This window comes from Paenibacillus glycanilyticus, assembly GCF_023715145.1.
Taxonomy (GTDB): Bacteria; Bacillota; Bacilli; order Paenibacillales; family Paenibacillaceae; genus Pristimantibacillus; species Pristimantibacillus glycanilyticus_A.
Map to the genome: position 1 here is coordinate 111,367 of NZ_JAMBNP010000006.1, position 12,682 is coordinate 124,048.

Sequence of the window (12,682 nt, forward strand, 5' to 3'; positions counted from 1 at the left end):
TAATCAACCCTCTCCCCGCAGTACATAGCCGGTTCCGCGCACAGTCTGAATAATACGCTTGGCCCCGCCTTCCTCCAGCTTTTGACGAAGCATTGCAATATACACCTCAAGCACGTTCGACTCGCCGCTGAAATCATATCCCCAGATCTTCTCCATAATGGCGTCTCTTGTAAGCACCCGGCGCGGATTCTGCATAAATAAGAGCAGCAGATCGTATTCCTTCGCCGTCAGCTCAATCCTCCTGCCGGAACGAATCGCTTCACGGGAATCCAGATCAAGCGCCAGATCATCAAATACAATCTTGTTGCTGCTCGATTCATCCATCTTGTCCGATTTGCGGCGCAGCAAAGCCCGGACTCTCGCGAGCAGCTCCTCCAGCGCAAACGGTTTGATCAAATAATCGTCAGCACCGGCATCCAGCCCTTTTACCCGGTCCGAGATATCATCCTTCGCGGTCAGCATCAGAATAGGCACGGTACTTCCGCCTTCGCGCACGCGTCGGCAGACCTCCCAGCCATCCACCTGCGGCATCATCACGTCAAGGATAAGCATGTCCGGATCCGCCGTTAAGAGCAGCTTCAGGCCCTCCATTCCGTTGCTGGCCGTCGATACTTCATAGCCTTCGAACGCAAGGCTTCTTCTAAGCAAAGAAGTGATTTTTTCATCGTCATCTACAACCATAATGTGCTGTCTCATTTCATTCTCCCCTTGTATATCTTATCTGCTGTAAAAAAAGCGCAGAGACTTGCTTTCTCTGCGCTTTTCTTTATCTCTTACTCGGCATTAAATTTGTTGCGGTCGCCGATTTCCACCTGCAGATCCATCTTCTCGCCTCTGCGGACGATGTTCAGCACGGCTTTATCGCCTACTTTGCGTTTTTGGATCTCATCGATGAGCGCTTGCGTATTGGAATACGTTTTGCCGTCGATGCCCAAGATTACGTCAAATTGTTTCAGGTCGGCAATGTATGCCGGAGAGTTGTAGTAAACGTTGCTTACGATTGAGCCTTGGGCTTTATTCATGCCCAGCTGTTTCGCAATCGCATCGGTAACATCGCCAAGCTCTGCGCCGATGAACGGAACCGGCTCTTTCGGCACTTCCTTGTTGTTTTTCAGCGTATCCAGAACTTCTTTAATGGTGCTTGTAGGAATCGCAAAGCCGATGCCTTGCGCCTGCGAGCTGACCGCGGTATTAATCCCAACGACTTCGCCGTTTACGTTCAGAAGCGGACCGCCGGAGTTACCCGGGTTAATGGATGCATCCGTTTGAAGCAAATGCTTGTACTCGCGCGTGCCGTCCGTATCTTGAATATCAATAGGACGCTCTTTCGCACTCAGCACGCCTACGGTTACCGTATGGTCAAAGCCGTATGGGTTGCCGATTGCGACCACCCAGTCGCCAATGTTGATGTTGTCCGAGCTGCCAAGCGGCAGCGTAGGGAACGCTTTGTCGCCCGTAACTTTAAGTACCGCAAGGTCCAGATCAAAGCTGGAGCCGAGAAGCTCAGCCGTAAAAGGCTTATCATAGCCTTGTACCGTTACTTCAATCTTATCGGAGTCTGCAACCACGTGCTGGTTCGTCAGAATGTAACCATCCGATTCGAAGAAGAAGCCTGTACCAATGCCTGAAGCTTGCAGGCTGCTGTCATCGCCGTTATTGTTTGGCTGCTGCTGATTGGCGTCCGGCGCTTCCTCACCAAAGAACTGACGGAAGAACGGATCATCCAAAATACTGCCGCTGCCGCTGCTGCCGCCGCGCGATGCCGGCTTCACGTAAGTCTCGATCTTTACAACGGCCGGGCTTGCTTTCTCGAACAGCTGCGCAATATTATCCGGTCTTGCTGCCGCTACCGACGCTCCGCCGTTGCCGCTAGCCGAACCTTCCGCGGTTGTTCCCGATCCCGCGTTCGTTCCGCCGTCCGCCTGCTTCGAGGAGAATACGGAATTGCTTGTGAACCAGTTATTCGTATCCGATGCGTACATTAATCCGCCCATCAGGCCGCCCACCACGACTACCCCGGCCAGGAAGGAAACGAACATCCCTTTGATCGGATTTTTCTTCCGCGGTTCGCGTGACTGCCAGCCGCCTTTAGCAGATTGCTGGTTGTAAGTAAAAGGACGTAACGGCGCCGGCGGCGTTACTTCAACGCTTTGCTGCTGGTCCAGCCCAGGCTCGCCGTCGCCGGATGCCGCAGCGTATGAATCCTGCGGGTTGGAGCGGGACGGCACCGATGCTCCGATATCCTCTTGCGCAGAAGATTTGAAAGGCCCGTATGAATAATAATAGGAAGTTTTCCCCGGAGATTCCGATCCTTCTGCTGCTGATGCCGTGTTGTCCTCTTCGCGCGGATTGTTGTCTTCACCGTTTGCACGATTCTGAAAGAAATCGTCGTACTTTTTGTTCTGATCGTCCATTTCCGTTCTCCTCCTTGATCTATTCCGTTAAAGCAGCCGAATCTTTCAATCATCGGCGCTTAATTCCTGTATTCCTATCATGCACATTCTACCTTAAAACAAACTTAAAATGAATTAAAACGAACATAAAAAAAACGTCTGACGACGTTATTTCTATGCACTTTTCGCAATTACTCTACCAAACTCTCCATTCTTCAATAGAGAGCTTGGCGTGCCATATTCTATTGGGGAAACAGCTTTTCGACTTCTTTCAGAACATCCTTCGCCTTATCAACCCACTTGGAATCCACATGGGCATCGGGATTGGAAGGCGCCTGAAATTGATCAAATAAAGCCCCTACGACGCGGGCGCTTGCTTCGGGATCATTGCCTTCCTGATATTCATGTCTCAGAACATAAGGGGTTTCAAACGTGATGATGGCATTCGTATCTGCCGTTACATCGACCACGCTGCCGTTGGTTACTTCAAAAGGCAGGCGAAGCCAGACTTTATTCTCCTCATCGAGCGCCCGGTCGAAGGAGCCGTTTGTATAGTCCCAATTGCCCCCGAGCGAGAATTGATGCTGCTGCAGCCAATCCCTGGAATCGGTAAATGCTTGCTGACGGGCTTCCAGGGAAGACGAGATTGGAATCATGACAGTTCAGCTCTCCTTTGGCATCTCTTGCTTGATTAACCGCTAAAGGATAATATGTCCTGCCAGACTGTCTTTTATGTGTTTTTTACCCAGCCTTTGCGATGGGCCAGAACCGCAAGCTGCGTCCGGTCATCGAGCTCGCATTTCATCAGCAGATTGCTGACATGGGTTTTGACCGTTTTTACGCTTATATGAAGCTCTTCGCCAATTTCCTTGTTGGAACGTCCCTCCGCAATAAGCAGAAGCACTTCCTTCTCCCGTTCCGTCAGCTCCTCGTCACCTGATTGTGCCGTGCGCTGGCGCAAACCTCTCGTTAACGCTTGAGAGACATCCGCCGTCATAACCGGCATGCCTTTCACCGCTCCATGAAGCGCATAAATAAGCTCCTCGGCCGATACGGTCTTCAGGACATAGCTGACCGCTCCCGCTTCAATCGCCCCGTACACTTTGTCATCCTCCAGGAAGCTGGTTAACATAATGATCTTCAGACTTGGATGTTTGGCAATCAATTGCCGGGTCGTCTCAATGCCATCCATGCCCGGCATCATCAGATCCATCAGAATGACATCCGGCATCCCCGGGGAGATCCCCGCTTCAAACATGGAGATTGCGGCCTGCCCGCTTCCCGCCTCAGCAACAACTTCAAACTTCGGCTCCAGCATCAAATACGTGCGCAAGCCCGTTCTTACCATATCATGGTCATCCACAATCATTACTTTTAACGTATCAGTCCCGCTCATCGTTTTCATTCCCCCGCCATATTTTTGGAATGGTCACCTTTACTCTTGTACCGCTGCCCGGCTTGCTGATGATTTCAGCCAGACCGCCCAGCTGCTGGGCTCTCTCCTGCATCGTAGACAAGCCGTAAGAACCGCGCCTTACCTGGTCCGCCCGGAAGCCCGTTCCATCATCCTGAAGACTAAGCACAACCTGCCGTTCCGTCTCCGACAAGCTAAGCGAACAGTTCTGCGCGCCGGAATGCTTGACGATGTTAGCCATAGCCTCCTGAACAATCAGGAACAGTTGATGCTCCTTCGCCTCCGTGAGCGGTTCGGTCAGCCGCCAGTCGAACACGCCCTGCAGTCCGTTCTGCCGGCAATAATCCGGGTACCATTTATCGAGCGCCTCCAGCAACGTGCGCCCTTCCAGCTCCATCGGCCGAAGCTGGGCAATAAAGATCCTCATCTGTTTCTGGGCCAGCGTAGACATTTGAATGAGCTGATCCAATACGGAAGCGGCACGCTCCCGGTCAATTTCCTGAAGCTTCGGCAGCGAAGAGGCGCACATATGCATCGCGAACAGCTGCTGGCTGACCGTATCGTGCAAATCCCGGGCAAGCCGCTTTCTCTCTTCCTGAACGGCAGCTTCATTAGAAGCGGCTTGCGACATTACCTGCTCCTCCCCGGTCATCTGGAGCCGCTTCATCCTCTCCTCCATTAACTCGGCAAGCTCGTTAAACTCGCGGTACAGCTCGGAGAAGGACGAGTCGCCGGATTCCGTAATCCGGACCTCAAAGTTCCCGTTCACCGCTTGCTTGAGGGCAAGCTGAAGCGTATCGATCCGCCTCTGAATATGCTGGCCGGTCCAATAACCGAAACCCGCGCTGACAAGCAGAAAGACGGAGACTGCGCCATAGCGCACTTCCGTCTGTACATGGTCCCCGTCTGCCAGCCCTATCCAGACCGCAATTCCAAGCAGCAGAGCCGTTACCGAAGAAGCTACGAACATCGTGAGCAGCTGCCATTTGCCGCCGCGGAACAATCGAACGATCATAACCGTCTATCCCACCTTCGTAACGCGAACATCGCCGATGAACGTGCTGACGACGAGTTTGATTTTTTTATCCGTCTCTTCATAATAAGGCGAATGGATATTAATGCTCTTGAACATTCCGCCTTCCTTCTGGCCCAGAATCTTCACGTCGCCAACAAAGGCGCTCGAGATGACCTGCACGCCTACTTCAAAGTCGTTAGGCACATATACTTTTACATCTCCTATAAAGGAAGAGATGCAGATCTTCGTCTCTCCGAACGGAATTTGCGCTTTCGTCAGATCTACAATCGTATCGCCGATAAAATGGGAGATATTAAGCGGCTTCAGCTCCCAATAATCCTGGCCGATATGAATATCTCCGATAAAGCCCGATCTCGACTGCGCGCTTGGATCATGATTCCAATATTCGAAGGATCCGTGCTTGGAGCGCTGATGATGCTCCCGGATATGCTCCTTCACCTGCTGCTTGTGCTGCCGGATATGGCGCTTCTGCTCATGAATATGATGACGCAGTTCATGTTTGAAGTTCTGATGCCGCCTGAGATGATGATACGGCTCTCTTCTAAGGTCGGCTTCCGGCTCTCCGCCGGCAGTCCGTTCTTTGAATGCCCCTGTTTCACCCGGGCTTGGGTTATGCGAATGAGCTGGATCCGCTGTCTCTTCACCGGCTTTTGTCGGATCCGGATGGAGCGGCGGAGCAGAAGGGATGTCGCCTTTGTAATCGGAATAAGAATTGTACGACTTCCATTCATCATCGTATTGCGGCGGTTCATGGTGGCGGTGCCGCGGGCGGCGCAAGAAGTTAATGCCCACAAGAATGATGATAATAGGCCAAGCATAAGAAACGATGTCGCCAAACGACCATGCGAACCACTCCAGATTATGACCGAGGAATATGAACCCGAGAAGAATCATCATCCCTGCCCACCAGCCCGAGCCGTGGCCTTGGCGGCCGGCAAGCAATCCATGCAGACCAATCCAGAGCAGCACGACCGGCCAATAATTGGAGATAATCTCGCCAATACTAATGTCGTAATCAATCATGCCCAGTTGTTTCAATAAGAAGAATACGCCAACGGAAATGATGACAAGACCCGAGAACAGTCGGTTTAGAAAGCTTCCATTCAATTTAGTCAACTCCCTGCCAGTACTTCAAAATGTCTTATTGTTATTTAGTATAGCTAATGAAAGAAGGGTTATAAAGGGACGGCCGATTGAACTTTGCATCGGTCTCGAGACGGAGTAGATGGAGTTTTGTGAGATCCTTTCCCAATAAATTGAACGAAAAAAGGCTGTTTTGACAAAAAATAGCTAACATGCGTCATAAAACATCACGTTAATACGTTGACATTACTCACTTTGGCTATTTATAATGGTGAGCGGATTCATAGAGACAGAGAAACCTTACATCAATTCAGACTATGAACAACAGGAGTTGAATCAATGGATGTAGCAGAACTGTCGAGAGGGCTGGATACCGTCTGGGTTGTCTTGACAGCAGCAATGATTTTGCTGATGGAAGGCGGGTTTGCCCTGCTTGAGGCCGGTTTTGTCCGGCAGAAGAATGCGGTTAGCATTATTATGAAGGTTTTTGTCGACATTGTTTTTGGTGCACTTGTCTTTTACTTCTTCGGCTTCGCCATCATGTACGGCAAAGACATCGGCGGCTTGTTCGGCTCATCCGGGTTTCTGCTTAACGGGGACTTATCTCACATTAGTTTGAATATCTCCCACGAAACCTATTGGCTGTTCCAATGCGCCTTCGTTATTGCCGTCATCTCTATTGTATCCGGAGCCGTCGCGGAACGGATCCATTTCCGGGCTTATATTTTGCTTACGATCGCGATGACCGGTCTGATCTACCCGCTGTCCGGACATTGGGTATGGGCGGTCAACGGCTGGCTCGGCAAGCTCGGCATGATTGATTTTGCCGGCTCGGCAGCCATTCACGCCTTAGGCGGATTTGCGGCACTCGCTGCCACCTTGTTCATCGGCCCGAGGATTGGCAAGTTCTCTCCCGACGGCAAAGTGAACATCGTATCACCTTCTAATCTTCCGCTAGCCTCGGTTGGCGCTTTTATCCTCTGGTTTGGCTGGTTCGGCTTTAACGCCGGCAGTACACTAAGCGCAACCAATGCTGCAATCGGCCATATCGCCGTAACAACTATGCTGTCCGCCGCATCGGGCGGAGCAATCTGTATCCTGTTTACGATGTTCCGTTACAGGAAGGCGGATCCGCCGATGGTCATCAACGGCTCCCTGGCCGGACTTGTTGGCATCACAGCCGGCTGTGCCTTCGTATCCGACGGTGCAGCGATCTGGATTGGCGCAATTTGCGGCATTGCTATGGTGCTGGTCACGGAGTACATGGAACGCAAACAAATCGATGACCCGGTAGGCGCATTCGCGGTGCACGGCATCAGCGGAAGCATTGGCACATTGGCTGTTGGCCTCTGCGCGATCCCCGAGCTTACCGAAGGTGTCGGACAAGGCTATTACGGCCTGCTGTACGGCGGCGGCTGGAATCTGCTTGGCGCACAAGCGCTTGGACTTGTCGTGATCGTCATTTGGGGCTTTGGCGTCACTTGGGCCGTATTATGGCTGATCCGCAAAGTCATGCCGGTTCGCGTATCCAAGGACGAGGAGCTTATCGGCCTCGATGTTGGTATCCACGGCGTGCCTGCCTACAGCCAGGAGAATGATTTCATCGACGTAGACCATATCACTAGAAAATAATAAAAGGCGTTCCTCCTGAGGGGGAACGCCTTTTATATATAAGTATGATTATCGATATAGTTCATTAACCAAATCTCCAGAGACGGTTACAATATCGGTTGGCGACAATACTTGAATGGATCTGGCATGCTCAATCTCTTGACGAAGAGCGCGTACTTGCTCCATTGGTTTCTTAACGAAATGAATGTATTCAACTGCCAGATGATGATCCGGCTTCCGCCCGGACAATAATCGACGCAACGTGGACATGGACTGATAAGCCCGTTCTTCCTTCAGACGCCGCTTCTCATATCGTTCAACCATTTGCTCGATTTCTGCGATTTCCTGCTCTTTCTTCGCCACGTATGCATCGATAAAAGGCAGCACTTCCGCTGCTTTGCGATGATGGGATGCAGAATGATTCGTATGGATAATTGGATCAGTCATGTCAGCTCACCTGTCTTCATTGCGTGATTATTTATTACATACACTATCATACAACAAAGATACGCTCTTGAAAACTCAATTTATGTAACATTAGAAAATTTGGCACAAAGAAAAAAAGAGGAACCCGTACCGGTTCCTCTGTTGATTCGTTTAAGTAATTACTTCTGCGCTTTTTGAGTCGCTTGGTTAGCAGCTTTGCCAGCTGCCGCGTTTTGGTTGAACTCTTCAGCGAATTCTGCGTTGAACTTGTTGTTTTGCGCTTTGTTGTTTTTGTTCTTAGCCATTGTAGTATTCACCTCCCCGTCCAACCTTAGTATGGCTGTGTGAAGGCTTCTTATTCAGATGCGCATTACGATTCCAGATACGTCTGCGGGATCGGTTTTCCCGCTTCCACAGCCCGGTTTATCTGGTTCAGCCAGCTCTGCGACAGCTTGCCGTTGCCTTTGCGAAGCACCTGTACAGCAACCGTCCGTTTTCCCCACTGCTTATATACGTCTTTTATCGTCTCAAAGTATAAATCGAGCTTATGGCCTTTAATAGCCGATCCGGTATCGGCTACAACGCCGTAGCCATAACCCGGAATATAGAGCAGTGTACCAATCGGGAAGAGCTTTGTATCTGCCGCTACGGTCGATACTTGTCCCCTTCTGACTTTTACCCCCGAATAAGTGATCCCGTATTGCGGATGCCCCGGACGTTTGCCGGTTGATTCATAACCTGCCGTATAGCCGGTAGCTACGACCTGTACGGTTGATAACGCCTGCTGCGCAATCGCTTCTACTGCTGCAGGTGTTGTTTCCTTGCCGTTCTTATTCTTCTTGGGTGCTTCATGAATTTCATGCTTAACCGCAGGCGTTGCTGCAAGGCTTGGAGTTGTAAATCCTCCTGTCAGCATGACTGCTATCGATAGGCTTGAAATTGTTTTTTTGCAAGTAAAAAAGCTTGTGACCATTTGGGCAGCTTCCTCCTCAGAAGAATATTTCCCAAACGGTCCAAGCTTTATGCATGAGACTTAGATTGTTTTTGTTGCGATTTCGTTTTGCAGCAGTTCAACCAGCTCTGCTACAGGCTTAGCGCCGATATCGCCTTCGCCGCGCTTACGCACTGATACGGAGCCGGACTGCGCCTCATTCTCGCCTACAACAAGCATGTATGGCAGCTTCTCCAGCTGTGCTTCGCGGATCTTGTAACCCAGCTTCTCGTTACGCAGGTCACTCTCCACACGCACGCCAGCCAGCTTAAGCTTTTCTTCTACTTCACGAGCATAAGCCTCGTAAGCTGTCGATACCGGAATAACCTTCGCTTGAACCGGCGACAGCCAGAGCGGCAATGCGCCCGCGAAATTCTCAAGCAGGAAGGCCGTCATCCGTTCCATTGTGCTGATGATGCCGCGATGGATAACGACCGGACGATGCTTCTTGCCGTCTTCGCCGATATACTCGAGCTCGAAGCGGTCAGGCAGCAGGAAGTCGAGCTGCGCCGTCGACAAAGTCTCTTCCTTGCCTAGCGCTGTCTTGATCTGAACGTCGAGCTTCGGACCGTAGAACGCGGCTTCTCCTTCTGCCTCGAAGAATGGCAGCTCAAGCTCCTCGACTACCTCGCGAAGCATGCGCTGAGACATTTCCCACATCTCGTCATTCTGGAAGTATTTCTCGGTATCCTGCGGATCGCGGTACGACAGGCGGAAACGGTATTCCTTAATGCCGAAATCTTCATATACTTTGCGGATCAGGTTCACTACGCGCGCGAACTCTTCCTTGATCTGATCCGGACGGCAGAAGATATGAGCGTCATTCAGCGTCATCGCGCGTACGCGGTGCAGGCCAGTCAAAGCGCCGGACATCTCGTAACGGTGCATGGTACCCATCTCGGCGATGCGGACCGGAAGATCGCGGTAGCTTCTCATATCGCTCTTATATACCATCATGTGATGCGGGCAGTTCATGGGACGAAGAACAAGCTCTTCGTTATCGAGCGCCATCAGCGGGAACATGTCCTCGCTGTAATGCTCCCAGTGACCGGAGATTTTGTACAGCTCCACGTTGGCCAGAACCGGTGTATACACATGCTCGTAACCGAGACGTTCTTCCATGTCAACGATATAACGCTCGAGCGTACGGCGAACCTTCGCGCCGTTCGGCAGCCAGAGCGGCAGACCTTGGCCAACCTCGCGGGAGAACGTGAACATTTTCAGCTCCTTGCCCAGTTTGCGGTGGTCACGCTTCTTCGCTTCTTCCAGGAAGTGAAGATGCTCGTCCAGTTCTGCTTTCTTCGCAAAAGCAGTTCCGTAAATGCGCTGAAGCATCTTGTTCTTGGAATCGCCGCGCCAGTAAGCTCCCGCCACGCTAAGCAGCTTAAATGCTTTGATGCGGCCGGTGGACGGCAGATGCGGCCCGCGGCAGAGGTCAAAGAACTCGCCTTGGTCATACATCGTAATAACGGAATCCTCCGGCAGATCGCGAATCAGCTCAAGCTTCAGGTTGTCGTCCAGCTCGGTGAAGATCGCAAGAGCCTCATCGCGGCTGACCACACGGCGGCGAATGTCGAGGTTCTCGTTAATGATACGCTGCATTTCTTTCTCGATCTTAGTCAAGTCTTCCGGAGTCAGCGATTGGTCCATATCAATATCATAATAGAAGCCGTCCTCGATAACCGGACCGATACCCAGCTTGACGTTCGCATTGCCGTACAGGCGTTTAATAGCTTGAGCCATCAGATGGGCTGTACTGTGGCGGTATACCTCAAGGCCGTCAGCCGAATCCACGGTAACGATCTCGATTGCGGAATCGGATTCGATTGGCGCGTATACGTCAACGACTTTGCCATTGATTTTACCCGCGATTGCATTCTTGCGAAGACCCGGGCTGATCGAACCCGCTACTTCTTCAATTGTTGTTCCAGCCGCGTACTCCCGAATCGCGCCGTCTGGAAAAGTAACTTTGATAGACATTGATTTCCCTCCTGAGAAAGTTGGCATAGCAGGCGGGATGAACGCAAAAAAAGCACGCATCCCGCAAAGGGACGAGTGCTTGAATACCCGTGGTTCCACCCTACTTCGACCGCTGCATGTAGACCGTATCACAGTTAGCATCAGCAATCCTTGTATTGATCCGATAACGGAGACATCCGGTGCAGCTTAGTAATGACCTGGTTGGCCACGTTCAACCGCACAGCTACAAAGGGGTATATCTGCGAATGTCTTGAAGGAAATTACAGCCAAGTTTCCTCTCTCTGGGCCGACATTACCGGCAAATACATGTCTTTGTCATTGCTGTTCAAATAGTTATGTGCAATATTATAGCCGCTTTGACCCCAATTGGTCAATAGATGCGGCTGTCGGGCTGAATGGTGCCGTTGCCTTCAAAGCACGGGCTGCAGGCCGGACATTGCGTGCAGATCGAAACGCGGTTGTCAAAAATCGTTTCGATTGTCCGGATGACCTGCATATCATCCTGCCTGGTATGGATCATAATATGCTTCGGCGAGACAGCAATAAGCGAGCTGATGACCATATCTTCAATATTCATCTCGGTCTCCAGCATCTCGGCCACTAACTTGTCCGAGTGGGGCTTCGGTTCAAAAGGCTGAAATTTCTCATTGAACAGGACAAACTCATGGCTTCCTTTGTGCACAAGATGGACAATCGGCACTTTGGATTCTTGCAAGCCTACAAAATATTTCAACAGCGATATAAACTCCTGGTATTGTTTATCCAATACATATTCGTCCAAAGCGTAATCCACGATCTCGGCCAATTCCGTCCGGTATGGCTGCAGTCGGAATGACGTTAAGCCTCCCAGATTCAAGACCGAATTCTCCTGCAAATAACGGTCAATCTCATCGGCAACCTTCGTTTTTCGGCGCTGCCGGTCCGCATCCAGAAATCTTGTCCCCAGGCCATCCCATTCCGTACCGTGCAGCAGCTCGTGGCAATATTTTTCGATGACAGGTGCATCGATTGCGTGGTTATTCCTGTATTTTCTCCGAATGATGGCTGCCAGAATGAGCGGTTCCATATCGGTTACGATGAATTCTGCAAGGGCTTTGGATGCCGCTTGATACACCGATTGGCTATGGTCAGCCAGTTGAAAATACGGCAGGATCGCTTCGCAGCTAATTTCCCTCTCGGACAGCAGCGTGTACTGTATGGCGTCTCCCTCGATGTGTGCGATATGTAGATCGTTGGTTGTGTAGTCCGTCATCAACGCCGCTAATTGGGCAGCCGATTGCTCCATGTTCGAAGGCAGCGTTACGGTAAACAGCTCCATGAGCTCACCCCTTTCATTCCCCTTATAAGTATATGGCTGGGGGGTTGGGTATATACGAATGGAGTGGGTGGGAGTGATTGGAGATGAAATGGCTTGCTTATATTTGCCGATGGTATATCTCGCTGCGCAAAAGTAACGTCCTTCCGATCGCTGTTGTTCCCGGATTTCTTCGAATGGAACCGCGTAGCGGTTGAAATCTGGTGAACAAAGCTAAAAGCTTTCTGAAAGAAAGCTGCTTCGAAAGCATAAACTTGCTTCTCCAGTACGTTACTTTTGCTCCGCTCCTAGCAAGTGTCGCAATAAAACGACTCCCCAATCTTGGTTTGGGAGTCGTATTGTGATGCCCGATTTCCTCGGACAGCGTATATCTAAACCAGAACCAAGAAAAATCGAAAATAATGGAAAGTGCCGGTATTCCATTTGGAATGTG

12 protein-coding genes are annotated in these 12,682 nt (G+C 51.0%); 1 reads left to right on the forward strand and 11 read right to left on the reverse strand.

Annotation, left to right across the window (positions count from 1 at the left end; translation table 11 throughout):
- Positions 1-3: 3 nt before the first annotated feature.
- The 6 genes from M3194_RS17870 to liaF form a co-directional block, all read right to left on the reverse strand.
- The gene (locus tag M3194_RS17870) at positions 4-696 is read right to left on the reverse strand and encodes a response regulator transcription factor (protein ID WP_251655445.1); all 693 of its coding nucleotides are present in this window, start codon (positions 694-696) and stop codon (positions 4-6) included.
- 77 nt (positions 697-773) lie between these two features.
- Positions 774-2,414, reverse strand: coding sequence for a S1C family serine protease (locus M3194_RS17875; RefSeq protein ID WP_251655446.1), 1,641 nt, complete (start codon positions 2,412-2,414; stop codon positions 774-776).
- Between the two features lie 221 nt (positions 2,415-2,635).
- On the reverse strand, positions 2,636-3,049 hold the full coding sequence (locus tag M3194_RS17880; protein WP_251655447.1) for a YugN-like family protein: 414 nt from the start codon (positions 3,047-3,049) through the stop codon (positions 2,636-2,638).
- A gap of 74 nt (positions 3,050-3,123) precedes the next feature.
- Positions 3,124-3,789 carry a response regulator gene (locus tag M3194_RS17885; protein WP_251655448.1) on the reverse strand — a complete coding sequence of 222 codons (666 nt, stop codon included), beginning with the start codon at positions 3,787-3,789 and terminating at the stop codon, positions 3,124-3,126.
- Complete coding sequence (locus tag M3194_RS17890; protein WP_251655449.1) at positions 3,776-4,822, reverse strand: sensor histidine kinase; 1,047 nt, start codon at positions 4,820-4,822, stop codon at positions 3,776-3,778. Before M3194_RS17890 ends, M3194_RS17885 begins: the two co-directional genes overlap by 14 nt.
- Before the next feature lie 6 nt (positions 4,823-4,828).
- Positions 4,829-5,950, reverse strand: coding sequence for a cell wall-active antibiotics response protein LiaF (gene liaF, locus M3194_RS17895; protein WP_251655450.1), 1,122 nt, complete (start codon positions 5,948-5,950; stop codon positions 4,829-4,831).
- Positions 5,951-6,265: 315 nt separating this feature from the next.
- Here liaF and M3194_RS17900 point away from each other — a divergent pair, with 315 nt between their 5' ends.
- Positions 6,266-7,558, forward strand: coding sequence for an ammonium transporter (locus tag M3194_RS17900; RefSeq protein ID WP_251655451.1), 1,293 nt, complete (start codon positions 6,266-6,268; stop codon positions 7,556-7,558).
- Between the two features lie 48 nt (positions 7,559-7,606).
- Here M3194_RS17900 and M3194_RS17905 read toward each other — a convergent pair whose 3' ends face one another.
- From M3194_RS17905 to M3194_RS17920, 5 genes are all read right to left on the reverse strand, one after another.
- A complete protein-coding gene (locus M3194_RS17905) occupies positions 7,607-7,984 on the reverse strand; it encodes a hypothetical protein (protein ID WP_251655452.1) in 378 nt (125 codons plus the stop codon).
- A gap of 158 nt (positions 7,985-8,142) precedes the next feature.
- Entirely contained in the window at positions 8,143-8,268 is a 126-nt protein-coding gene (locus M3194_RS31295; protein WP_285889352.1) for a hypothetical protein, read from the reverse strand.
- Between the two features lie 65 nt (positions 8,269-8,333).
- Entirely contained in the window at positions 8,334-8,936 is a 603-nt protein-coding gene (locus M3194_RS17910; protein ID WP_285889353.1) for a 3D domain-containing protein, read from the reverse strand.
- Between the two features lie 60 nt (positions 8,937-8,996).
- Positions 8,997-10,934 (reverse strand): threonine--tRNA ligase, encoded by a 1,938-nt coding sequence (gene thrS, locus M3194_RS17915; protein WP_251655453.1) that lies wholly within the window; start codon positions 10,932-10,934, stop codon positions 8,997-8,999.
- Between the two features lie 370 nt (positions 10,935-11,304).
- Positions 11,305-12,252, reverse strand: a complete 948-nt coding sequence (locus M3194_RS17920; RefSeq protein WP_251655454.1) for a putative sporulation protein YtxC — start codon at positions 12,250-12,252, stop codon at positions 11,305-11,307.
- Positions 12,253-12,682: the final 430 nt, after the last annotated feature.